This is a genomic window from Pedomonas sp. (assembly GCF_036515995.1).
Classification (GTDB): Bacteria; Pseudomonadota; Alphaproteobacteria; order Sphingomonadales; family Sphingomonadaceae; genus Pedomonas.
Map to the genome: position 1 here is coordinate 14632 of NZ_DATBUP010000119.1, position 23956 is coordinate 38587.

19 protein-coding genes and 1 tRNA gene are annotated in these 23956 nt (G+C 65.8%); 12 read left to right on the forward strand and 8 right to left on the reverse strand.

The window, feature by feature from the left end:
- The first annotated feature begins 147 nt into the window (after window positions 1–147).
- On the forward strand, window positions 148–516 hold the full coding sequence (locus VIG90_RS09235) for a hypothetical protein (protein WP_331593210.1): 369 nt from the start codon (window positions 148–150) through the stop codon (window positions 514–516).
- Between the two features lie 52 nt (window positions 517–568).
- Here the strand turns inward: VIG90_RS09235 and VIG90_RS09240 are convergent, their stop codons facing one another.
- The 3 genes from VIG90_RS09240 to VIG90_RS09250 form a co-directional block, all read right to left on the reverse strand.
- A complete protein-coding gene (locus VIG90_RS09240) occupies window positions 569–748 on the reverse strand; it encodes a hypothetical protein (protein ID WP_331593211.1) in 180 nt (59 codons plus the stop codon).
- A gap of 73 nt (window positions 749–821) precedes the next feature.
- Entirely contained in the window at window positions 822–1511 is a 690-nt protein-coding gene (locus VIG90_RS09245; protein ID WP_331593212.1) for an MBL fold metallo-hydrolase, read from the reverse strand.
- Between the two features lie 179 nt (window positions 1512–1690).
- Entirely contained in the window at window positions 1691–3601 is a 1911-nt protein-coding gene (locus VIG90_RS09250; RefSeq protein ID WP_331593213.1) for a S9 family peptidase, read from the reverse strand.
- Window positions 3602–3845: 244 nt separating this feature from the next.
- Here VIG90_RS09250 and VIG90_RS09255 point away from each other — a divergent pair, with 244 nt between their 5' ends.
- From VIG90_RS09255 to pabB, 4 genes are all read left to right on the forward strand, one after another.
- Window positions 3846–5369 carry a S10 family peptidase gene (locus VIG90_RS09255; RefSeq protein ID WP_331593214.1) on the forward strand — a complete coding sequence of 508 codons (1524 nt, stop codon included), beginning with the start codon at window positions 3846–3848 and terminating at the stop codon, window positions 5367–5369.
- A gap of 263 nt (window positions 5370–5632) precedes the next feature.
- On the forward strand, window positions 5633–6112 hold the full coding sequence (locus tag VIG90_RS09260) for an outer membrane protein (protein ID WP_331593215.1): 480 nt from the start codon (window positions 5633–5635) through the stop codon (window positions 6110–6112).
- A 207-nt stretch (window positions 6113–6319) separates the two neighbouring features.
- The gene (locus VIG90_RS09265) at window positions 6320–6853 is read left to right on the forward strand and encodes a hypothetical protein (protein ID WP_331593216.1); all 534 of its coding nucleotides are present in this window, start codon (window positions 6320–6322) and stop codon (window positions 6851–6853) included.
- A 182-nt stretch (window positions 6854–7035) separates the two neighbouring features.
- Complete coding sequence (gene pabB, locus VIG90_RS09270) at window positions 7036–8871, forward strand: aminodeoxychorismate synthase component I (RefSeq protein ID WP_331593217.1); 1836 nt, start codon at window positions 7036–7038, stop codon at window positions 8869–8871.
- Between the two features lie 606 nt (window positions 8872–9477).
- Here the strand turns inward: pabB and VIG90_RS09275 are convergent.
- Entirely contained in the window at window positions 9478–10653 is a 1176-nt protein-coding gene (locus VIG90_RS09275) for an MFS transporter (protein ID WP_331593218.1), read from the reverse strand.
- A 254-nt stretch (window positions 10654–10907) separates the two neighbouring features.
- On the opposite strand from VIG90_RS09275, the gene VIG90_RS09280 reads away from it, so the two are divergent.
- Window positions 10908–11801, forward strand: coding sequence for a pirin family protein (locus VIG90_RS09280; RefSeq protein WP_331593219.1), 894 nt, complete (start codon window positions 10908–10910; stop codon window positions 11799–11801).
- A 41-nt stretch (window positions 11802–11842) separates the two neighbouring features.
- Here VIG90_RS09280 and VIG90_RS09285 read toward each other — a convergent pair whose 3' ends face one another.
- Window positions 11843–12664: a cyanophycinase gene (locus VIG90_RS09285; protein ID WP_331593220.1), complete on the reverse strand. Its 822-nt coding sequence runs from the start codon at window positions 12662–12664 to the stop codon at window positions 11843–11845.
- 15 nt (window positions 12665–12679) lie between these two features.
- On the reverse strand, window positions 12680–15472 hold the full coding sequence (gene cphA / locus VIG90_RS09290) for a cyanophycin synthetase (RefSeq protein ID WP_331593221.1): 2793 nt from the start codon (window positions 15470–15472) through the stop codon (window positions 12680–12682).
- A gap of 308 nt (window positions 15473–15780) precedes the next feature.
- Between cphA and VIG90_RS09295 the strand changes: the two genes are divergently transcribed.
- Window positions 15781–17028 (forward strand): MgtC/SapB family protein, encoded by a 1248-nt coding sequence (locus VIG90_RS09295; RefSeq protein WP_331593222.1) that lies wholly within the window; start codon window positions 15781–15783, stop codon window positions 17026–17028.
- A gap of 84 nt (window positions 17029–17112) precedes the next feature.
- On the opposite strand, the gene VIG90_RS09300 is transcribed toward VIG90_RS09295, so the two are convergent.
- A tRNA-Leu gene (locus VIG90_RS09300) sits at window positions 17113–17199 on the reverse strand.
- A 150-nt stretch (window positions 17200–17349) separates the two neighbouring features.
- On the opposite strand from VIG90_RS09300, the gene VIG90_RS09305 reads away from it, so the two are divergent.
- From VIG90_RS09305 to VIG90_RS09325, 5 genes are all read left to right on the forward strand, one after another.
- Window positions 17350–18957 carry a pseudouridine synthase gene (locus VIG90_RS09305; protein ID WP_331593223.1) on the forward strand — a complete coding sequence of 536 codons (1608 nt, stop codon included), beginning with the start codon at window positions 17350–17352 and terminating at the stop codon, window positions 18955–18957.
- On the forward strand, window positions 18954–19505 hold the full coding sequence (gene rsmD, locus VIG90_RS09310) for a 16S rRNA (guanine(966)-N(2))-methyltransferase RsmD (protein ID WP_331593224.1): 552 nt from the start codon (window positions 18954–18956) through the stop codon (window positions 19503–19505). The genes VIG90_RS09305 and rsmD overlap by 4 nt, the downstream gene beginning before the upstream one ends.
- Window positions 19506–19712: 207 nt before the next feature.
- Window positions 19713–20186, forward strand: coding sequence for a response regulator (locus VIG90_RS09315; RefSeq protein ID WP_331593225.1), 474 nt, complete (start codon window positions 19713–19715; stop codon window positions 20184–20186).
- 153 nt (window positions 20187–20339) lie between these two features.
- Entirely contained in the window at window positions 20340–22631 is a 2292-nt protein-coding gene (locus tag VIG90_RS09320) for an ATP-dependent helicase (protein ID WP_331593226.1), read from the forward strand.
- Between the two features lie 11 nt (window positions 22632–22642).
- Complete coding sequence (locus VIG90_RS09325) at window positions 22643–23566, forward strand: 50S ribosomal protein L11 methyltransferase (RefSeq protein WP_331593227.1); 924 nt, start codon at window positions 22643–22645, stop codon at window positions 23564–23566.
- Between the two features lie 160 nt (window positions 23567–23726).
- On the opposite strand, the gene VIG90_RS09330 is transcribed toward VIG90_RS09325, so the two are convergent.
- Window positions 23727–23912 (reverse strand): hypothetical protein, encoded by a 186-nt coding sequence (locus VIG90_RS09330; RefSeq protein ID WP_331593228.1) that lies wholly within the window; start codon window positions 23910–23912, stop codon window positions 23727–23729.
- Between the last annotated feature and the right edge of the window lie 44 nt (window positions 23913–23956).

A 23956-nucleotide genomic window follows, 5' to 3' on the forward strand; every position in this document is an offset into this window, starting at 1 on the left:
CGCCGTTCGGCGCACAAAGCTCACGGGCAGGCGCTGGACTGCTGGCAGCGCCCACGCGCCGCGCTAATGATTTTTCGCTAATCAAAAAGCGTCGTTAAGCGTGCCACGCACCAGTCGTGGGAACTTCATTCGAGGGGAGAGAACACCATGACGACTCGGCGTTTTGGAATACACCGGCGCAGTACCGCCAAGGCAGGCGGCCTTGGCCTCGCCTGCCTCCTGCTGGCGGCAACGCCCGCGCTCGGCGCGGCCCCCGAAACCTTCACCGCCCAGACCGCCCGCGCGCCCACCACGGCCCTGGCGATGAATGACGCGGCCGGGCCGCAGGCGTTCACCACCGTCCTGCCGGAGGCGCAGAGGTGCCCGCAGGCGGCGGACCGGCCCATGCCTCCGGCCGAAGGCGCGGCCACCGGTGCGAAGGAAAGCCCCTGCCTCGGCCGGCTGACCGACAAGCTGCTGGGTCTGGCGGCGCGCAAGGCAGGCCAGTTCCTCTCCGTGCCGGTTCTGGTGTTCTGATCCGCGCCAGCGCCTGGTCAGGCTTGCTGCATCAAATACTGCTGCCACCCCGTCAGCGGTAACGCCGCGTTACGCGCTTCCACCAGCGCCAGCCGATGATGCCGGCAATGATCGCCAGGATCAGCACGATTACCAGCACCACCGCCACGCCGCCCAGAATGGCGGCCAGCGTGTCCCAGAATCCGAAGGTGGCAACCAGCGCCACCAGCACGAGAAACAGCAGCAAGGGCATGTGAGCACGTGTCCCTGTTGGAAAGACGGTTCACATCCTTAACGGATAAAAGCGGTTCAGGCTCCCCGATCCGTCAGGCCCGCTGGCGCAGGGCGCTGTCGCTCACGAACGGGTTGCTCCGCCGCTCCTGCCCGAAGGTGGACATGGGGCCATGGCCGGGCACGAAATGCACGTCATCGCCCAGCGGCCACAGCCGCGTGGTGATGGCGTTCACCAGATCCTCGAGGTTGCCCTTGGGAAAATCGGTGCGGCCGATCGAGCCCTGGAATAGCACGTCCCCCACGAACGCCAGCTTCACGCCCTCGTGGTAGAAGATCACGTGGCCCGGCGTGTGGCCGGGGCAGTGGCGCACCTGAAACGTCTGCTCGCCCACCGTCACGGTGTCGTTGTCGTGCAGCCAGCGGTCCGGCACGAAGCTGCGCGCGGGCGGGAAGCCGTAGGACTTCGCCTGGTGCTCCAGCCCCTCGATCCAGAACAGGTCGTCCTCGTGCGGCCCCTCGATGGGCACGCCCAGCTTTTCCGCCAGTTCCGCCGTCACGCCGCAGTGGTCGAGGTGCCCGTGGGTCACCAGCAGCTTCTCGATCTGAACGCCATGCTGCTCGGCCGCCGCCAGCAGCTGGTCGATATCCCCGCCCGCGTCGATGAACGCGCCGCGCATGGTCCTGGTGCACCAGACGAGGCTGCAGTTCTGCTGGAACGGAGTGACCGGAACGATGGTCACCTGAATGGGCGGTGTCGGCCGTGAAGTGTCTTGCGTGCTCATACCCCAAGAGGTGCCCTCGCCAGGTGCCTCTGTCAACGGGGGGCCCGTCATGCCGCGCACGGCCTGATGAACCCGCCAAAGAAAAGGGCCGCACCCGTTTATCCACGCGCACGGCCCTTGTCTTACCAATGGGGCGCAGGGGTCCAGGACCCCTGCAAAAACCCTTGAAAACCGGATGATCAATCCAGCAGGTGCTTCTTCCAGAACATCAGGCTCGACCAGAACTGGGCGTCCAGGTTGTCCTTCTTCTTGAACTGGTGGCCTTCGTCCTTCGCCAGGAAGTGCCACGCCTCGCCGCCGTTGCGGCGCACGGCCTGCACGATCTGGTCCGCTTCGGACGCCGGCACGCGCGGGTCGTTCGCGCCGGTCACCACCATCAGCGGCACCTTGATCTTGTCGACGTTGGTCAGCGGCGAGATCTTCTCCAGGTGCGCCTTCATCTTCGGGTCGCGCTCGTCGCCGTATTCCACGCGGCGCAGGTCGCGGCGGTAGCCCTGGGTATTGTTGAGGAAGGTCACGAAGTGGGAAATGCCCACCACTTCCAAACCCGCCCGCACCTTGTCGGAATAGTGGGTCAGCGCCGCCAGCGTCATGTAGCCGCCGTAGGAGCGGCCCGTAATGCCGAAGCGGTCCTTGTCCAGCTGCGGGTCCTTGGCCAGCGCGTCGAGGAACGCGCCGATGTCCTTCACCGAATCCTCCCGCTTGAAGCCGTTGTCCAGCGTCAGGAAGGTCTTGCCGTAGCCTTCAGAGCCGCGCACGTTCGGGAAGAACATGGCGATGCCCATCTGGTTGACGAGGTAGTTGTAGTTGCCCTGGAATTCGGGGCGGATCTGCCCTTCCGGCCCGCCGTGGATGTGGATGATCATCGGGCGCTTGCCGGGGAATTTCGCAGGGTCCGGCCGGTAGAGGAAGCCGGAGACCTCCAGCCCGTCGAAGCTCTTGATGGAGACCAGCTCGGGCTCCACGTAGGCGCTGGTGTCAACCCCGCCGGTCTCGCTCGCGGTCCAGCGCTTCACCTCCAGCGTCTGCGGGTTCACCGAGAACACGTCGCCCGGCGTCTTGGCGGAGGAGAAGGAGAAGCCCACCTCCCCGGTGCTGGAAATCTTCAGATTCGAGATCACGCCCTGCGGCAGCTCCGGCGAAACCGGGGCGATGCGGCGCACCAGATTGTGGATGACGAGGCGCGAGCTGCCCGCCTCGTTGATGGTGTAAGCGAGGAACGAGCCGTCCGGGGCAATGCCGAAGTCTTCCACGTCCCACTTGTCGTTGTTGGAAACGCGGGTGGTCTTGCCGGTCTTGGGGTCCAGCCGGGCCAGGGTGCGGAATTCGCCCTCGGCATCGGTGGTGACATAAATGGTGCCGTCCGGCGCGAAGCGGGCATCACCGTAGGAGACCATGCCTTTCGGCGTGACCTGCCGCATCTTGCCGGAGGCGATGTCGAGCAGGTGGACCTCGCTCTGGTTCACGGAGATATACTTCAGCACCAGCGCGCTCTTGCCGTCGGCCGAAACGTCGGCCGGACGCCAGCCGCCACCCTGAAGCCGGGCCACCAGCGTGTCGGTCTTCGGGTCGCGCGGGTCGATCACGTAAAGGTCGTTGTCCTGCCCCGTGCGGCGGGTGGAGGTGTAGAGGAAGCGCGAGCCGTCCTTGAACCAGGTCGGGCTGCCGTTGCGGCTCTTGCCGTCGGTCAGCAGCACGGCGCGGGCGGCACCGGGGTCGAGGCGATAGAGCTGGAAGAACTCGTCGCCCTGCCGGTCCTGCGAGAATACCATCATGCCGTTGCCCTTGGGGGCGAAGGAGGCGTTCACCACCGGCTCGCCGCCGAAGGTGATCTGCTTGCGCGCCGCACCGGGCGCGGCCACTTCGTGCAGGTGCGGCACGTTGCCGAAGCGGGTGTACATCAGCGCCCCGCCGGTGGCCGGGTTCCAGCCGAGGAAGGTCGCGCTGCGGTAGTCCAGATAAGCCTGCGTCTCGGCCTTCAGCTCGGCCGGAATGTTCGGCAGCCCGTCCGCCACCACGCCCGCCGGGTAATCGGCATGGGCGGAGCCGGCCGCCAGCATCAACGCGGCCGCTGCAAAAATCTGTTTCATGGTAAACCCCCAGATGCACTTACTCCCGGCCCGGCGCTTCCACGCCCTGCCGGCATCCCTCCATTATGCGTCAGCCCGGCCACGCTTCGCCCTGTTGTGAGACAAACGCCCCGTCACATCAGATGAATTGTTTCAGCTGTGACTTGTGAGGTTTGTAACAGGGGCATTAGTGTCGCACGGTAACGTTCATGTTCAGTTCATGTCCCCGGCGTGGTCGCGCGTTGGGGAAACTGGGGGTTTAAAGATGAAATACCGCGCCTCGCTCCTGGCCCTTGCCCTTCTGGCGGCCGCCACCCCGGCTGTTGCTGCCGACAAGGCCCCGAAGGTCGAAAAGGCCGCAGAGAAGCCCGTCTCCGAACCCAAGGTGTTCGTGACCGAGCACAGCGGCCGCTTCAACGGTCAGGACGTCCGCTACAAGGCCATTGCCGGTGAGACCTACCTGTACGACGAGGATGAGAATCCCCGCGCGGCCATCTTCTCCACCAGCTACATCCGCCAGGGCGTGAAGGATACCTCCACCCGCCCGGTCATCTTCATCTTCAACGGCGGCCCGGGCTCGTCCTCGCTGTGGCTGCACATGGGCGCGTTCGGCCCGAAGCGTCTGGTCCTGCCGTCCGACGCCAAGGACGACGGTGCCGCGCCGTACAAGATCGTCGATAACGACAAGACCCTGCTCGACATCGCCGACATGGTGTTCATCGACCCCGTCGGCACCGGCTTCAGCCGCGCCATCGGCAAGGGCGAAGGCAAGGATTACTGGGGCGTCGATCAGGACGCCGAGAGCATCGCCAAGTTCATCCGCCAGTGGACCACCCAGCACAAGCGCTGGAATTCGCCCAAGTACGTGGCGGGTGAAAGCTACGGCACCACCCGCGCCGCCAAGCTGGCCGAGGTGCTGGAAGGCGGCTTCAACGGCTACGGCCTGAACGGCGTCATGCTGATCTCGGCCATTCTGGACTTCTCGACCGCCCGCTTCCAGACCGGCAACGAGCTGCCCTACATCGGCTTCCTGCCGACCTACGCCGCCACCCACTGGTATCACGCCAGGCTGGGCGAGCAGGGCATAAGCGTCGAGCAACACGTCGAGCGGGCTCGCCAGTTCGCGGTCAACGAATATGCGCCGGCCCTCCTGAAGGGCGACCGCATCTCGCCTGAGGAGAAGGCCCGCGTCCGCAAGACGCTGGCGGAGCTGACCGGCCTGTCCGAGCAGTATCTCGACCAGACCAACCTGCGCATCAACGCTCACCGCTTCATGAAGCAGTACGGGCGTGATCGCGGCCACACCGTCGGCCGTTTCGACAGCCGCTACACCGGCATCGATCAGGATGCGGCGGGCGAGACCTTCGACAACGATCCCTCCGGCTACGCCATCGCCCCCAGCTACACCGCGGCGTTCAACCACTACATCGCGGACTCGCTGAAGGTCGATCTGGGTGCGCGCGAGTTCAAGACGCTGTCGGGCGAACCCGGCCGCAACTGGGACTGGGCCGGCAAGAAGCGCGGCGGCTACATCAACGTGAACGTGGCCGAAGGTCTGGGTCAGGCCATGCGCGAGAACAAGGACCTGCGCGTCCTCCTCGCCAGCGGCTACTACGATCTGGCCACGCCGTTCTTCGCGGCGGAGACCACCCTCGCCGCCAACGGGCTGGTGAAGGATCGCGTGTCCTACACCTACTACGAGGCCGGTCACATGATGTATCTGCACCACCCGTCGTTCGACAAGCTGATGCAGGATGTCCGCAACTTTGTGGTCGCCGGCCGCAAGTAAGCCGGACCACACGCAAGCTTACCCTGCTGCCGGACTCCCTGAGTCTGGTCGCCAGCCCCCGGAGTCCCTCGCTCCGGGGGCTTTTCGTTTCGGCGAACGTCGGCGAACCGTTGTGTTGCCGCGACGCCACGTTTTAACTGTTGCTCAAATACAACGTCATGCCATCGAACTGTAACAATTCCACCCACCCCCTGTTGCCCAGCCGCAACGTCCGGGAGTAGGGAGGCGGCCCCCGATAGTTTCCAGTCTGAAGGAAAAATAAAATGAAGAAGGCACTTGTTGCTTCGCTCGTCGCGATGACCGTTGCTACCCCGGCTCTGGCCGCTGACTTCACCGGCTTCCGCGTTGCTGGCACCGTTGGCCTGGCTGACGAGAACTTCCTGGGCGACGACGCTTTCACCTACGGCGTGAACGTTGGCTACGACCGCGCTTACGGCAACCTGATCGCCGGCGTCACCGCCGAGTTCCAGGAAAGCGGCGAGACCGGCTACGGCCGTGACCTGTCGGTTGCTGCTCGTCTGGGCACCAAGGTGACCGACACCGCAATGGTTTACGGTCTGGTTGGCTACACCAACCAGGGCACCGAAGGCTACGCTGGCAAGCTGGACGGCGTCCGTCTCGGCCTGGGCGCTGAAGTTGCTTTCAACGAGCAGCTGTTCGCCAACGTCGAGTACCGCTACTCGAACTACGAGCGTGGCGCTGAGCTGCACCAGACCCTGGTCGGCCTGGGCGTTCGCTTCTAAGCCTTGCGCTGAAAAGCATCAGGCCTCGGCCTGAACGGAAGGGCGGCTCCTCGGGGCCGCCCTTTTCGATTCCATCCGTCAGAACCTATCTTTTCAGCGGTGTTTTCCGGCCCTGCCCGCCCCCCGCGTTGCCACCCCCGCGAAACTCGATATCCTTTCCAAAAATTCGGCAGAAAACCGCGCCGGACATTCTGGGGAGACAGTATCGTGGCAGACACTTCATCCGGTGCGCAGCTCAGCGCGCCCAAGGCGGCCCTGATCACCGCCGCCGTTCTCGTCGTCGTGGCGATCCTGATCGGGATCTACATGCTTCTCGACATCACGCCGTTGTTCGCCGGCTTCCTGTTCGCCCTCTACTGGGCCGGGATCAAGCACACGGATTTCAAGGAATTCGCGCCCGCCCTCGTCGGCGGCCTCGGCGGTCTGGCACTGGCGGCCGGTCTGCACCACCTGCCGCAGCTGTACGGCAACGCCGGCCTCGCGGCCGCGCTGGTGGTGGTGGTTCTGGCCATCTATGCCCAGATCCGCAACTCCGTGCCCCTGCTGGTCAACGCCTCCTTCATGCTCTACCTGACCGTCGGCACCATTCCCGCCGTCGGCGCGCAGGAAGACTACCCCGGCATGGCGTTCGCCCTCATCGTCGGCGCGGCCTATTGCGGCGGTCTGGTCTGGCTCATGGGCCGGCTCGCCGGTGCAAAGGCGCAAACCGCCGCCCCGCAGACGGACACCAGCCTCGGCTGACCTCAATCCTGAGGCGCAAGAGCAACTTTCGAGCAGGGCGCATGCCCTGCGATTAAGAAAGTGCGACCAAACAATAATTTAGAGCTACGATTAGTGCAGGCAGATCGTAGCTCTAAGCCTGACACACCGTCATTCTTGCGCCTTTTCTTGCACCTCACCGGGCGGCGCGCTATCCGGCCCGCATGCTGCCGCTCGAACCCCTTCAGCCCTTTGCGCTCTTCGAGGACGCCCGAGGCCCCCTGTCCTCGTCCTCCCCTGCTGCGCCCGCGCGCCTGCTGACCACGCTGGTGCAGGCCGTCACGGTCAGCGCGCCCGAGGAGCTCGAGCCCGCGCTGGAGGCCGTTCGCGCCGCGCTGCGCGCCGGGCTCCATGTGGGCGGCTGGCTGTCCTATGAAGCCGGTCTGCTGTTCGAGCCGCGCCTCACCTCCCTCTACCGCGCCCCCGAAGGCGAGCCGCTGGCATGGTTCGGCCTGTTCCGGGAGTGCCGCCTGATCGATTCCGCCGAGGCTGAGCAGTTCTGGCGCGGCCAGCCCCTCGCCCCGCCGTCGCCCCCTGCCGCGCCCCGCATCGATGAGACAACCCATGCCCGCGCCTGTCGCCGCGTGAAGGAGTACATCGAGGCCGGAGACGTCTATCAGATCAACCTCACCTTTCCGGCCGATGTCTCGTTCGAAGGCTCGCCGCTGGCGCTCTACCGCCGCCTGCGCGAGGCCCAGCGCCCGCCCCACGCCGCCTGCGTCTGGACCGGAAACCGCTGGCTCCTCTCCCTCTCGCCCGAGCTGTTCTTCCAGCTTGAGAACGGCCGCCTTACCGCCCGCCCGATGAAGGGCACCGCGCCCCGCCGTGCCGCCAGCGCGGAAGACACCGCCGCTGCCGAGGCGCTGGCGCAGGACGAGAAGAACCGGGCCGAGAACCTGATGATCGTTGATCTGCTGCGCAACGACCTCTCCCGCGTCGCCACCCCCGGCAGCGTCCGGGTGCCGTCCCTGTTCGCGGTCGAGACCTACCCGACGCTGCACCAGCTCACCTCCACCGTCGAGGCAGACCTCAGCGCCGGGCTGGACGCCATTGATGTCATCCGCCGCCTGTTTCCCTGCGGCTCCATCACTGGCGCGCCCAAGATCCGCGCCATGGAGATCATCCGCGAGCTGGAGCCCCACCCGCGCGGGGTCTACACCGGCAGCATCGGCTGGATCGCCCCCGGAACGCCGGAAAAGCCCGGCGACGCCTGCTTCAACGTCGCCATCCGCACGCTGCTGGTGGACTTTCCCGGAGCCGCCCGGCTCGGCCTCGGCAGCGGCATCGTTGCCGACAGCACCCCCGCCGCCGAATGGCAGGAGTGCCTGCTGAAAGGCCGCTTCCTCACCGCCAACCAGCCCCCGTTCGACCTGATCGAAACTCTCGCATGGCATCCCGTCAATGGGCACCCGGATTCCGGCTACGCCCGGCTCGATCGCCACCTCGCCCGCCTCGAACAGTCCGCCCGTTACTGGGGCTTCGCAGCCCAGCCCGACACATGGCGGCAGGCGCTCGCCGACACCGCCGCCCACTTCATCCGCCCCATGCGCGTGCGCCTGCTGGCCGCCCGCCTCGGCGGCTGCGCGGTGCAGGCCGCGCCCCTGCCTCCCGGCCCCTCCGGCCCGGTCAAAGTCGTGCTGGCCGATCTGGCAACCGACCCCCTCGACCCCTTCCGCCAGCACAAGACCACCCACCGCAAGGCGCTCGACGACACCCGCGCAAGGCTTGCCGCCCGCACCGGCTGCTTCGACGTGCTGTTCCTCAACACCCGCGGCGAACTCACCGAAGGCTCGTTCACCAACATCTTCCTCGAGCGCGACGGCGAACTGCTCACACCGCCCCTCGCCTCCGGCCTGCTCCCCGGCGTGCTGCGCGCCGAACTGCTGGAAACCGGCCGCGCCCGCGAAGCCGTGCTCACCCCGGAAGACCTGCGCACCGGCCGCCTCTTCCTCGGCAACAGCCTGCGCGGCCTCATGGCCGCTGAGGTGGATTCGGTTTGAAATTTTCAGGATTCTGCGGGGGTCTATAACCCCCGCGCCCCGTTTGTTTTTCAGGCCGTGTTTCAGGTGCGAACTGACGACACCCCATCGCGAAGCCATGCCCACCGGACGCGCTGCGCCTGATTGGGGGAGAATGCGCCTGCTCCGCAAATAAAACGGCCGCACCCCGGTTCCTGACGCGAGCATTCTGCCCTGCCCCCTCGCATCGACGGTCCAATTTCGTTGAATAATTTTAAGGAGCATTCACCCCTGTGCGCTGCCCAGCACAGAGTCTGAGAGGTCCAGAGCCTGAGTGAGCCCGAGCTTTAGCGCCATAGAGGCCCGGCCCCGCTCCCGGCACCGGTCCGCCCCAGTTCAAACCCAAGCTACAGCCCCAAACCCGACTACAGGCCCAGCCCCTTCCTCCAGCGTCATTGCAACGCCGCTTCCCACAAAGATTTGAATGATTTTAAGGAGCACTCTTCCCGGCTGACCCGGCACGCACGGATAACGCGGCCGCATCAATCAAAGAAACGGAAGGCTCCAGAAACACCCCCGCAAAACGAAGGGGGCGTGGGGGTTATAGACCCCCACAAAACCCAGCCGAAGGCTTACAGCCCCGCCCCCTCAAGCTTGCTTGAAAAATCGCCACTGCGTCACGGCGAACAGCAGCACGCCGACCGTTGCCAGCACGATGGTGAAGCCGAGCGGGCCGATGAAGGTCATGGCGACGCCGCCGGTTGAAGGGCCGATGAGCGCGCCGCCCTGATAGGCCAGCAGGAAGCCGGTGTTGGCACGGATCACGTCCTCGCCTTCGAACTTCTCGCCGAGCAGGGTCAGGCCGAGGGAGTAGAAGCCGAGCACGCCGCCGCCCAGCAGGAAGGCCCAGAACAGGGCGATGGTCGGCTGCATGGTCACGAACGAGAGCGCGACGACGCTGACGATGGTCAGCAGCGCCACGATGCTGAGCATGCGGCCCTTGCTCCAGCGGTCGGCCAGCCAGCCGAAGGGGTATTGCAGCAGGATGCCGCCCAGCAGCAGGGCCGAGTAGGCCTGCAGCGAGGTCGAGGTGCCCCAGCCGAGGTCGAGGCCATAGATCACGAACAGGCCGAAGCAGAGGCTCTCGGTGAGACCCGCGGCAGCGGCGGCCAGCGTCACGATCTTGGCGCGGCGCAGCACCGGCCATGGGTTGCGAATGGATTCAAGCGCGATGGGCGGCGCGTACTTGCGGGCGATGATGAGCGGCAGCGCCGCGCCCAGCAGGAAAATGATGCCCGCGATGATGATCGGCCAGCCGTCCGCCCCCACCGCGTCGATGGTTATGGGGCCGATGGCAAAGCCGATGAAGAACGCCGAGGCGTAGAAGGCAACCACCCGCCCGCGTATGTGCGGCGGGGCGGCAAGGTTGACCCAGCTTTCGCCCAGCAGCCACGGCATGGTCAGGCCCAGCGCCGCGACCAGCCTGAGGCCAATCCACGCCCACACGTAGGGCAGCAGCTGCATGCCGACCAGCGCCGCCACGCCCACGGCGCAGCCGCCCGCCATCATGACGGTGGGATTGACGCGCGGCACCCGCGCCACCAGCGGCAGCATGATGAGCAGCGCCAGCGCCGTCATGGCGGCGGAGAGGCCCACTTCCCATGAATCCGCGCCCCAGTCCTTGAAGCGCAGGGCCGTCAGCGGAGCCAGAATGCCCAGGCTCGCACCAATGCACCCCATGTGAAGAATGATGGCGACCAGCCCCGGCAGGGGATTGCGCACAGGCAGGGTTGCCTGCTCGGCAAGCTCGGCGCGTACGGGCATTCAGTTACTCCGCAAATTACAGACGGCGCTGCCTTGCCAGAAACGGTTCGGCCGGTCGAGCCTTCCGCCGATCGGTGGCCTTATGGTCAAGACAAGAAGCCGCATTTCGTTCCCCCGGTTGAACATGGAAGCCTGCCTCCGCAACGGGCGGAGCAGGACGGGGGGAAGGCCGGTACAATAGACGATGACGGGCGTTATCGCAATCTGTGGTATACTTTCAGTATCCGGGCCGCACGTGACAGGAGACCAGACGCATGATCGAACTGCTCATCCCCCAGCGCCGCCGCAGCCTTGGCGGCGGCCTCGAGGTTGGCCGCGTGCTGCCCTTCGCCAAACGGCGAATGGTCGGCCCCTTCGTGTTCTTCGATCACATGGGCCCGGTCGATCTGGCCCCCGGCATCCCGCGTGAGGTCGACGTGCGCCCGCACCCGCACATCGGCCTGTCCACGGTCACCTACCTGTTCTCCGGCGAGATGGTGCACCGGGACAGCGTCGGCTCGGAAATGTCCATCCGTCCCGCCGAGGTGAACTGGATGACCGCCGGCAGCGGCATCACCCATTCCGAGCGGTTCGAGAAGGCACGGAGCCAGGGGGATCACCTGCACGGCATTCAGGCCTGGGTCGCCTTGCCGACCGAGTTCGAGGAGACCGAGCCCGGCTTCTCCCACCATGAGGGCGCGGACCTGCCCCAGTGGCAGGAGGGCGGCGTGCACGGCCGCCTCATCGCGGGCAGCGCCTATGGGCTGACGGCGGGCGTCAAGACCCACTCCCCGCTGTTCTACGCCCACCTCGATCTGGCGGCGGGCGCGGTGGCCGAGCTTCCCCCCGGCCATCCCGAGCGCGCGCTGTACGTCGTCTCCGGGGCCATCGAGCTTGAGGGCACCCGGTACGAAGCCGGTCAGATGCTGGTCGTTGCACCCGGCGCGTCCCGCTTCACGGCGCCGGAGCCGGCCATCGTCATGGTGCTGGGCGGAGAACCGGTCGGCCCCCGCTTCCTGTTCTGGAACTTCGTCTCATCCTCGCAGGAACGGCTGGAGCAGGCGAAGGCGGACTGGCGCGCGGGCCGCATGAAACTGCCGGATCTCGACAATCAGGAGTTCATCCCCCTGCCGGAGGAGCCCGCGCCCCAGCCCAACCCCATGTCGTGACGGCCGACACCCTGACTAACGCCTACCGCCCTGACGGACGCCTACCGGTTTGACTGCGCCGTGCGGGGACGACGGGTATCCAGATCAAAGTCGTCCCCTGCGCTCAGCACGTGCAGGCGCACGTCGAACATGGTCAGCGCCCGTTCGGGTTCGGCCTCGGTGATGTTGGAGTGGGAGACGCCTGCGCCATCCACCACGTAGACCGCGCCGCTGCCGATCACGCGCATGCGCTCGTCCTCGACCACCACGGCAGTGTCCTCGTCGATGCCGATGCCCAGCACCCGCGGGTTATGCGCCACCGCCCCCAGCAAGCGGCCCATGCGCCCCCGCTCGGCGAAGTGCTGATCGATGACGGCGTTGCGCACCAGACCCAGGCCCGGGGCCATGTGCAGGTCGCCGATGCGGTGGGATTCCCGGCTGCTGCCCTTCACCAGCATGGTGTCGCTCATCACTGAGGCCCCGGCGGAGGTGCCCGCGATCACCCCGCCGTTCCGGTAGATTTCCCGCACCCGCTGCTCGATCGGGGTGTCGCCGATCTGGCTGCTGATGCGAAGCTGGTCCCCGCCAGTGAAGAACACGCCAACCGCCCCGTCGAACAGGCGCAGCTTCTCCTCGCTCAGCAGTTCGCTGCGGTCCTGAACGTACAGCTCCGCCAGATCGGTAACGCCGAAGCGCTCGAAGGCCTTCTGGTACGCATCGAAATACCCCTCGGGCTGGTGGGAGGCGATGGTGGCGACAACCAGTCTGCCGCCCTCCACCAGCCGCGCCACTTCCCCAAGAATGAGGCAGTCGCCTTCCTTGTCCTCGCCGCCGCCGATGATCACCAGCGTGCCGCCGCGGGACCCGCGCGCCTTGTCCGTCATGTCTCGCCCCAATAACTAACCGTGCCGCAAGGCCAGTGGACTGTCAGCCGTCTCGGTCACGCGTGCACCCGCTCCGGGGCGAAAGGCCAGCATTCTCCGCCACATGGCTTCCACGTCCGTCGGGGTCAGCACCACGAGGTCGCCGCTTTGCGCCATGCCGAGGCACAGGTCGGCCGCCGGATCCTCGTCCAGAACGCAATGGATGCGCTCGGGCGGGAAGCCGGCTGCCAGCGCCCCTTCCCTCAGCAGCTGCACGATCTCGCCCGGTGCGCGTCCCCGGCGGGCCGGGTCCTCGCGGAACACGATCTCGTCGAAGACCGAGGCCGCAATCGCGCCCATGTCGCGCATGTCCTGATCCCGGCGGTCGCCCGGAATGTTCACCATGCCAATGGTGCGCCGGTACTGCGGACGCAGGCGCTTCACCACGTCCCCCAGCGCCTTCAGTCCGGCGGGGTTGTGGGCATAGTCCAGAATGACCCGGAAGCCGTGGCCGTCATAAACGTTGAGGCGGCCGGGGCTTTGCTGGAACGAGGTGGAGAAGCTGGCCAGCGCCGCGCGAATGACCAGCATCGGCACGCCGTTGGCAAAGGTCATGGCCGCCGCCGCCATGGCGTTCTGGATGTTGAACTCCGCTGCGCCGCCCAGCGTTGCCGGAATGGCGCCCGCCGTGATCAGCGGCAGCCGCTCCCGGTCCTCGTGGATGACGATATCACCGCCATTCGGCCCCGGCTCGCGGGTGACGGCCAGTCCGCCCGCCCGCACGTGCTCGCGGACGAAGTCGGGCGCCTCATCGATGCTCTTTATGGTGAAGTAGACAATGCGGCCGCCGGCGCGCCGCGCCATGCGGGCGGTCAGCGGATCGTCGGCGTTCAAAATGCTGAAGCCGCCGCGATGCACGGTCTCCACCACCACGGACTTCACCCACGCCAGATCCTCGATGGTATCGATGCCCTTGAGGCCGAGGTGATCCGCCTCCACGTTCAGCACCGCGCCCACGTCGCACCGGTCGAACGCCAGCCCTTCGCGTAGAATGCCGCCGCGCGCCGTCTCCAGCACCGCCGCCTCCACCCGCGGGTCGCGCAGGATCATGCGTGCGCTCTTCGGCCCGCTCGCATCCCATTTGCCGATCAGCTCGTCGTTCACATAGACGCCGCTGGTCGTGGTGTAGCCCACCTTGAGGCCGGACTTGCGCAGGATATGCGCCACCATGCGCACCGTGGTCGACTTGCCGTTGGTCCCGGTCACCGCGAACACCGGCACGCGGGCAGGCGTCCCGCGCGGGAACAGCATGTCCATCACCGGACGGGCCACGTTGCGCGACCGCCCTTCGGACGGCTCCAGATGCATGCGGAAGCCCGGCGCGGCGTTCACTTCCACAATGCCGCCGTCGGTTTCATGGACGGAGCAGGCGATGTCCGCCGCAATGAAATCGATGCCCGCCACATCCAGCCCGATGATCTGCGCCGCGCGCTGGGCGATGGCCGCGTTGTCCGGATGGATGGCGTCGGTCCGGTCGATCGCCGTGCCGCCGGTCGACATGTTTCCGGTCGCCCGCAGGCGCACCACGATGCCGGCGGCGGGAACGCTCTCGAGCGTCAGGCCCGCGCGGCCCACCATGTCGAGCACATGATCGTCGATCTTGATGCGGGTCATGACCTTCTCGTGACCCTCGCCGCGCCGCGGATCGGTGTTCACGATGTCGATCAGCTCCCGGATGGTGTGCTTGCCGTCGCCCACCACCTGCGCCGGAACCCGCTCGGCCACCGCCACGACCTGCCCGTTCACCACGAGGATGCGATAGTCCCGGCCCTGCCAGAACTGCTCCACGATGATGTGCCGGCCGTGCTTGCGCGCCTGGTCGAAACCGAAGGCCAGCTGCTCTGCCGTCATGATGCCGAGCGTCACGCCGCGCCCGTGGTTGCCGTCCAGCGGTTTGGTGACGACCGGGAAGCCGATCCGCCGCGCCGCTTCATTCGCTTCCTCCAGCGTCGTGACCAGCCTGCCCTGCGGCACCGGCAGTCCGGCGTCGTCCAGCAGTTTCTTGGTCAGGTCTTTATCGCCGGCGATGTCCACGCCGATGAACGAGGTATTGCCCGTGATGCTGGCGCGAATGCGCCGCTGGTGCTTGCCGTGGCCGAGCTGGATCAGGCTGGCCTCGTTCAGCCGCAGCACCGGAATATCCCGCCGCTCCGCCTCGTGCACCAGGGCCTGTGTGGTCGGCCCCAGCGCGGTGCGGTCATGCAGCCGCTGCAGCGCCTTCAACGCGGTTTCCAGATCGAACGGCCCGTCCGCCAGCCCGTCATCGGCGTCGGTGATCTGGCCCAGCCCCACAATACCCTGATATTCGGCGGGCAGAAGGCTGTTGATAAGCTTCAGGGCAATGCGCCCTGCCAGCAGGCCCACACGGGCCTCCTCATATTGGAACATCACGTTGTAGACGCCGGGCAGCCCCTTGACCGAACGGGTCTTGCCGCGCGTCGTGCGGGCGCCTACCCGGCACTGCAATTCCAGCGCCACGTGCTCGGCCACATGGCCAAGCCAGGTGCCTTCTTCCATCCGGCGGGCAAAGCCGCCGGGCTCGCCGTAGCTGCATCCATGCTCGGCCAGCCCCGGCAGCATGGCCAGAAGCGTGCGGTTGAAACCGGGCAGCGTGTTGGAGGGCCGGGCTTCCAGCGCGCCCAGATCCAGCATGATGCGGATCATGGGCAGATCACCGAAAATATGGGGGCCTGTATAGACCCCCGTTTCAATCACCCGAATACGCTCGGATACCATCGTGGATCGCTGAGACATCTGGAGCGTGGTCATTTGCACGCCTCCTGACAGGACAGCAGGCGAATATTCAGCAGAACATGCACAAGCACGGAGCGCGTACCTTCACCGAATTTTTGCCCTCCTCCCGATTGAGGAGGACATTAGTCATGTTCAAACGAGCTTCCCTGATTCCTGTTCCGGAAGCGTGAGCGAGACGCAGCCATTCTGTCTCAAGCCAGCCAAACCGGCCTTTTGCGCGCAAGCGCCCGGTGAATAATCGCCACGCTCTCGAATTTCCGCGCCAATGGTCTAAGAATGAGATTCAGCTTTGTGTTGCAGCCGCTTGGAGGATCGTTTTCCCCATGGATGATTTGTTCAGCCGTCTCGCTGTTGCCCTTGCCATCGGGCTTCTTGTCGGCCTGGAGCGGGGCTGGCACACGCGGGATGAGCAGAACAAGCAGCGTGCCGCCGGTTTCCGCACGTTCGCGCTCTGCGGCCTGCTGGGCGGCGTTTCGGGTGCGCTGAGCCTGATTTCCGGCCCGGTCGTCCTCGGTTTTATCTTCTTTGCATACACCGGCGCCTTTTCGGTTTTCCAATGGCTGGAGGCGCGGGCAAACAATGATCTGGGCGCAACCTCCGTCGTTGCGGGCATGCTTACGTACGTGCTCGGGGCCTATGCAGTGCTCGGCAACCTCAACATCGCCATCGGCTGCGCCGTTGCCATGACGCTGCTGCTGGCGCTGCGCGACCCGCTGCACAAGTGGATCGCCGCCCTGCGCTGGGAGGAAGTGCGCGCGGTGCTGATCCTGCTCGCCATGTCCTTCCTGCTGCTGCCCATCCTGCCCAACCGGGCCATCGACCCGTGGGATGCCATCAATCCGGCGCAGATCTGGCTGCTCGCCATCATGATCGCGGGCATCTCGTTCGGCGGCTATGTCGCCATGCGCGTGTTCGGCAGCCGCCTCGGCATTCTTATGGCGGCCATCGCCGGGGGCATCTCCTCCTCCACCGCCACCACGCTGGCGCTGGCCAAGCTGGGGGGCGACACGCCCGAGTGCGACCGCCCGCTGGCGGGCGGCATTCTGGTGGCGGGCGTCGTCATGGTGGTGCGCGTGGCGGCCTTTGCCGTCGTGCTCAACCCGGCCCTCCTGATCCGTCTCTGGATGCCGCTGACGGCTGGCGGCCTCGTGCTGGCGGCCTATGCGGCCGTGCTGTTCCTGCGCAGCAGGCATGAGTCCGCCACACCCAATATCCAGACCTCGAACCCGCTCGCGCTCGGCATGGCCATCAAGCTCGCCCTGCTCATCGGCGTCATCATTCTGGCATCGGAGGTGGTGCAGCAGACCGTGGGCGCAAGCGGCGTGCTGCTGGTCGCGGCAGTGTCCGGCGTGGCGGACGTAGCCGCCGTCACCATCTCCATGGCCAAGCTCGGCGGCAACCAGCTGGACATGGATACCGCCATGTACGCCGTTGCCCTGGCGCTCGGGGTCAACACCCTCTCCAAGGCCGTTATGGCCGCCTACGTGGGCGGTGCGCGCATCGGCCGCGATGTGGGCATCGGCAGCGTGCTCGCGCTGGCCGCCGCAGGCGCGGCCCTGTTTTTCGCCTGATGCGGACCCTCGGCGGGCATGGCGCAAGCGTTATCGGCCCGCAGGGAATGCAGGCTCAACAGGCTGGAATGTAAGGAGAGATTTTGGTGCCCCTGGCCGGACTCGAACCAGCACGACGTTTCCGCCACTTGATTTTGAGTCAAGCGTGTCTACCAATTCCACCACAGGGGCACCGGTCTTGGTCGAGCGCACTATAGAGACGGTTGTGCTCTGGTCAATCACGACTTTTCGAGACAGAAGCACGTTCGTCGAATAAGAAAGCTCCCTGACGACCTCGTCCCTCATTCAGTCTGCCCATCTAAGAAAGCCCAGCGGTTCATCATGTCGCGCAAGCCCCGTCCCCCGGTTTCCTCCTCTTCCCGCCCGTCGGCTCCCGAACGGGGCCGTGGCCGCCGCCCGAACCGCACCGAGAGGTCGGCCCAGAACGACAGACCGGCTCGGGAGGAGCGGGCAGAGTTCGAGCGCCCCGCCCGCGCTGCTGCCGGTAAATCGCCCTACGGCAAGTCCCCCTACGGCAAGGCCCGGTACGGCAAGACAGCCAGCGAGCAGCCAGCCGAGCGCAAGGGCTCCGGTGCACCCGCCAAGCGCCCCGCAGCCGCGCCCGCAAAGGCCCCCGCCAAGCCCCCTGCCAAGGCAAAGGCCGAACCCCGGTTCGAGGCGCACGAGCCCCAGCGCATCGCCAAGCTGCTGGCCCGCGCCGGCGTCGGCAGCCGCCGCGATATCGAGCGCATGATCGAGGACGGCCGCATCGCGCTGAACGGCGAGGTGCTGACCACCCCCGCCACCATCGTCACCTCGCTGCAGGGCGTGACGGTTGACGGCAACCCGGTCTCCGAGGTGGAGCCCACCCGCCTGTGGCGTTTCTTCAAGCCCGCCGGGTGCCTCACCACCGTGCGTGATCCGGAAGGCCGCGCGACCATTTATGACCTTCTGCCCAAGGGCACGCCCCGCGTCGTCACCATCGGGCGGCTGGACTACAACACCGAGGGCCTGCTGCTGCTCACCAACAACGGCGAGCTGAAGCGCTGGTTGGAGCTGCCCTCCAACGCGGTGGAGCGCATCTACCGCGCCCGCGTGCGTGGCCGCATCGACTACACCGCGCTGGCGGACCTGATCGAGGGCATCACAATCGACGGCGTGCGCTACGGCTCCATCAACGCCGAGGTGGAAAGCAGCCACGGCATGACCCACTGGATCGCCGTCAAGATCAGCGAGGGCAAGAACCGGGAAGTGCGCAACGTGCTGGGCCATCTCGGCCTGCAGGTCTCGCGCCTCATCCGCACCGATTATGGCCCCTTCACCGTTGACGGCCTGCGTGAGGGCGACATTCAGGAAATCAGCCCCGGCTCCATTCCGGGCGTGCCGGGCGAGCTGCTGCCGCCTGCGGGGTTCGAGATCGAGAACCCCTACCCCTATCGCCGCGAAGAACTGTTCGCCACCCGCCGTCCCCGCCGGGAGACGGAAGAGGTTGCCGCCCCGAAGGAGCCGCGGGAGGACAGAACCCGTGAAGGCGGCCGAGGCCGTGACCGGCGCGATGAAGGCCCCCGCCGCCGTGCGCCTGAGGGCAAGCCGCAGCGCGGCGCCTCCTACCGCGATCGCGACGCCGCGCCTGAAGTGGAGGCCGTTGCTGAGGAACCGGTCCGCCCGTTCCGCCGCCTGACCCGTGCCGCTGAGGCACGGGGCGGCGCGCCCGCACCGAAGACCGGCACGCCGGAGCTTCGCGCGGACACGAAGAAGGGCACGGACTCCCGCAAGCCCGGCGGGCGCAAGCCTGTCAGCGGCACGCTCTCCGCCTCCGGCCGTCCGGCCGCCGGCGAGACTGCCGAGACCGGCCGCAAGAAGCTGGAGCGCAAGGCCGGCTGGGCCAAGCCGAAGCCCAAAGGCAACACCAAGCCCCGGTCCGGTTCCAAAGGGGGCCGCAAGAAATGAGGATCATCGCCGGTCAGTGGCGGGGCCGCAAACTGGCGTCCCCGCCCGATGAATCGGTTCGCCCTACGTCAGACCGCGTGCGCGAGGCCGTGTTCAGCATGATCTCTGCTCGGTTGGGCGGCTTTGCCGGCCTGCGCGTGGCGGACATCTTCTCCGGCAGCGGCGCGCTGGGTCTGGAAGCCCTATCGCGCGGGGCCAGCCATGCCACCTTCGTCGACTCCGCCCGCACCTCCTGCCGGCTGGTTGAGCAGAACGCCACCACACTCGGGGCCAAGGCGCAGATTCAGGTGCTCAATCGCCCGGCGACCAACCTGCCGTCCGTCGCCGATTCCTATGACGTGGTGTTCATTGACCCGCCCTACGGCAAGGATCTGGTCGCCCCCACGCTGGCGCAGCTGCTCCAGCAGGGCTGGGTCGGGGCCGATGCGCTTGTGGTGGTCGAGACGCCCCGCGATGAGGAAATCAGCGATCCCGCGTGGGAAATCGTGCGCACCGCAACCTATGGAATCACCAGAATCACGTTGCTCACCCCGGTCGCTTCGGCCTGATTCTGAAAGTTTCGGCAAAATATCTGTGACATACCTGCAACAAAAGGTTGCTAATGGGGCGTTTACCGGCTTTCCCATTGCATCTGCAGTGCAATCCGAATGCAGCCGGGTTGTATTGCAATAGTTGCTATGATCTTATCCGGATGCATTGGGGCGCGTGAGTATGTGTACTGGCTATCGACCAACAGCAACGGGGGAAGCGGGTCGATGATGTATTCTGTTGGTTTTGCATCGGAATTTTCCGGGACCGGCAATCAGTCCGTCCTGTCCAACACGGCTCCGAGAGAGGTGGAACGGCTGCACGTCCTTGTTGCGGAAGACAATCCCGTCAACCAGCGCCTCGTGGAGACCCTGCTACAGCTCTCCGGGCACAGCTGCGTGATCGTGGGAGATGGCGTTGCCGCCGTCCGCGCCGTGCAGGAGGACAGCTTCGATCTGGTCCTCATGGACATCCGCATGCCGGAAATGTCCGGCCTTGAAGCCACCCGTGCCATCCGTACCCTCGGCGAGGATTTTGCGGACCTTCCCATCATCGCCATGACCGCCAATGCGGAAGAGGACGAAGCGGAGAACTGCGCCGCGGCCGGCATGAGCGGCTACCTGCCCAAGCCCATCGACCGCCAGCGCTTCATTGCCCTCCTCGACTCCTACGGCCGGCAGAAGTCCACGCCGGATTACTGAGCCGCAGCTTCTGGGCCACAGCTTCTGGGCCTTAAGCGACCGACGATGAGGCGGACTGCAAGCGGCCTCAAAGGCACGGCTGAACCCGTTAGAGTGTAATGATCGTATATCCGGGCGTGACAGGCCGGGTGCATTTTGGTTATGGGACGAAACATGAACGTCGCGCCCCATTCCGAACCGCCCCTGAACGCCCCTTATCTCGACGGCCTGAACGAGCCGCAGCGGGATGCCGTCATGACGACGGACGGTCCCGTCCTCGTGCTGGCCGGTGCGGGCACGGGCAAGACCAAGGTGCTGACGGCCCGCCTCGCCCACCTCATCGCCACCCGCCGGGCGTGGCCGAGCGAGATTCTGGCCGTCACCTTCACCAACAAGGCGGCGCGGGAAATGCAGCACCGCATCGGCCAGATCGTCGGCTCGGCGGTCGAGGGGATGCCGTGGCTCGGCACCTTCCATTCGGTGGCCGCGCGCATTCTGCGCCGTCATGCCGAACTGGTGGGGCTGAAGTCCAACTTCACCATTCTCGACACCGACGACCAGCTGCGCCTCCTGAAGCAGATCATCGTCGCGGCGGATCTGGACGAGAAGCGCTGGCCCGCCCGCCAGCTGGCCGGTGTCATCGACAAGTGGAAGAACCGGGGCTGGACGCCGGAGAAGGTGCCGGAGGCCGAGAAGGGCAATTTTGCCGAAGGGCGCGGCGGTGACCTCTACGCTGTTTACCAGAACCGGCTGAAGACGCTGAACGCCTGTGATTTCGGCGACCTGCTGCTGCACACGCTCACCATCTTCACCAAGCACACCGACGTGCTGGCGGACTACCAGCGCCGCTTCAAGTACATCATGGTGGACGAATATCAGGACACCAACGTCAGCCAGTACCTGTGGCTGCGCCTGCTCGCCCAGTCCCGCAAGAACATCTGCTGCGTGGGTGACGACGACCAGTCCATCTACTCCTGGCGCGGCGCGGAAGTGGGCAACATCCTGCGCTTCGAGCAGGACTTTCCCGGCGCGAAGATCATCCGCCTCGAGCAGAACTATCGCTCCACCCCGCACATTCTGGGCGCGGCCTCCGGGCTGATCGCCGCCAATCAGGGCCGCCTCGGCAAGACGCTGTGGACCGAGTCCGATGACTATTCGGAGAAGGTGCGCGTCATCGCCGTGTGGGACGGCGCGGACGAGGCCCGCACCGTGGGCGAGCAGATCGAGACCCTGCAGGTTCGCGGCACGCCGCTGAGCGACGTGGCGATTCTGGTGCGCGCCTCGTTCCAGACCCGCGAGTTCGAAGAACGCTTCATCACGCTCGGCCTGCCCTACAAGATCATCGGCGGCTTCCGCTTCTACGAGCGCGCCGAAATCCGCGATGCGCTGGCTTACCTGCGCGTGCTGATCCAGCCGGACGATGATCTGGCGTTCGAGCGCATCGTGAACCTTCCCAAGCGCGGCCTTGGCGACAAGAGCCTGCAGAAGATCCACATGCTGGCGCGCGCGCAAGGCATTCCCCTCACCCGCGCCGCACAGATGGTGGTGGAAACGGACGAACTGCCGCGCGGCGCACGCAAGGCCCTTGGCGATCTGCTGGCGGATTTCGACCGCTGGCGCTCCCACCTGACCGAGCTGCGCCATGCGGAAGTCGCCCGCATCATTCTGGAAGAGTCGGGATATGTGGCCATGTGGCAGGCGGATCGCTCGCCCGATGCCAGCGGCCGCCTCGAGAACCTGAACGAGTTGACGCGCGCCATCGAGGACTTCGAGACCCTGCCCGCCTTCATGGAGCATGTCTCCCTCGTCATGGAGAACGAAGCGCAGGACGATCATGAGAAAGTCACCCTCATGACCCTGCACGCGGCCAAGGGCCTTGAGTTCAACGTGGTGTTCCTGGCCGGCTGGGAGGAAGGTGTATTCCCCAACCAGCGCTCGCTGGACGAAGGCGGCACCGCCAGCCTCGAGGAAGAGCGCCGTCTGGCTTACGTCGGCATCACCCGCGCACGCCGTCAGGCGACCATTCTGCACGCCGCAAACCGCCGGGTTTACGGCCAGTGGCAGTCCTGCATCCCCTCGCGCTTTATCGATGAGCTGCCGCCCGAGCACGTGTCCATCGAGTCGACCCTGACCGGCGGCGCGAGCATGTGGCAGCAGACGACTGTCGAGACAGATCCGTTCGCCCATCTCACCCGCGGCGGCGGCCGTGGTCCCGGCTGGGCGCGGGCGCAGGCCCATGGCCGCGCCAATCAGTACGGACGGGGCGGCCCGGCGATCATCGAGGCCAGGCCGGTTCAGAAATCCGTCATCTCCCCCAAGACGTCCAACATTCCGGTCGGCGCGCGCGTCTTCCACGAGAAGTTCGGCTACGGCGACGTGCTTTCGGTTGAGGGCAACAAGCTGGAAATCGAATTCGAGAAGTCCGGCACCAAACGTGTCGTGGACAGTTTCGTAACAGTCGCCTAGTGATCCGCGCCATGACTGAGAACACGACACCCGAATCCTGGAAACTCACCCTCCCCTGCCACAAGGACGAGGCCGAGCGCCTTCAGGAAGATATCGCCGCCTTTGCAGGCCGGGACTTCCCGCCGGTGCTGATGACGTCCGAGCCGGACCCGCACAAGCCGGAAGAATGGCTGCTGGAGGCCTTCTTCTCCGAAGAGCCGACCGACGCCGACATCGAAGCGCTGCTTGATGTTCTGCCGTCCTCCCGCCGGGAAGACGTCGTGATAGAGCCGGTGTTTCCGGCTGACTGGGTGTCGATCAGCCAGAGCTACCTCCAACCCATCACCGCAGGCCGCTTCCACATCTATGCGGAACACAGCCGCGACAGCCTGAAGCCAGGTTATATCGGCATCCGCATCGAGGCCGGTCAGGCATTCGGCACCGGCCAGCACGCCACCACCAGCGGCTGCCTTGCAACGCTGGATGCACTGGCGACGGACGGTCTCGAGCCTGAAAACGCGCTCGACCTCGGCACCGGCTCGGGCATTCTTGCCTTTGCCATGTCCAAGGCGTGGCCGCGTCTGCGGATTGCCGCAAGCGACATCGATCCTGTTTCGGTGGATGTGGCGATTGAGAACGCCGAGATGAACAGCGTGTCCGTGGGGGAGGCGGCAGGACAGATTGCCTTCCTCCCCGCTGCCGGACTGGACCACCCTCTGCTGCGCCAGCGTGCGCCGTACGATCTGGTGACCGCCAACATTCTGGCAGGTCCGCTGATCGCCCTGGCGCCGGACATCGCCGGCAGCATGAAGGCGGGAGGGTTTCTGATTCTTGCCGGACTGCTGACTGACCAGGAAGAATCAGTACTCAACGCATACGCAGCTCTGGGACTGGAGCTGAAGCAGCGTCGGCTGAACGGGGATTGGCCGACACTGCTTTTACAGAAGCTAAGCTAAGCCAAACGAAGCAACACACAACAACGCGACGCTACGCAAGCCGAGAAACGAAACGCAAAGCTACTGAAACAAAATTACGCAACGCAACAACAAAGATGCTTCGAAAATATGTGCTCAAAGCATACCGAAGCAGTGCCGTAACAGGCGGAAACAGAGCCTGTTACGGCCGCCAAGCGTGAAACAGCGGGAACTGCATGCCAGTCGCCTTGGACAGACCGGGGCGGCGACGGTTACGGCGAACGCCACGCACGGTCTGCGAAGCAGCACCTGCGGCAGCCTGGGACATCTGGGCCACCTGGGTTTCGTCGTTGATTACACCAGCAACACGGGCCTGAAGCGCGGTCATGGCTGAAAGTCTCCTAGATATCGTTGACGGTTCGCTCTCGAGCC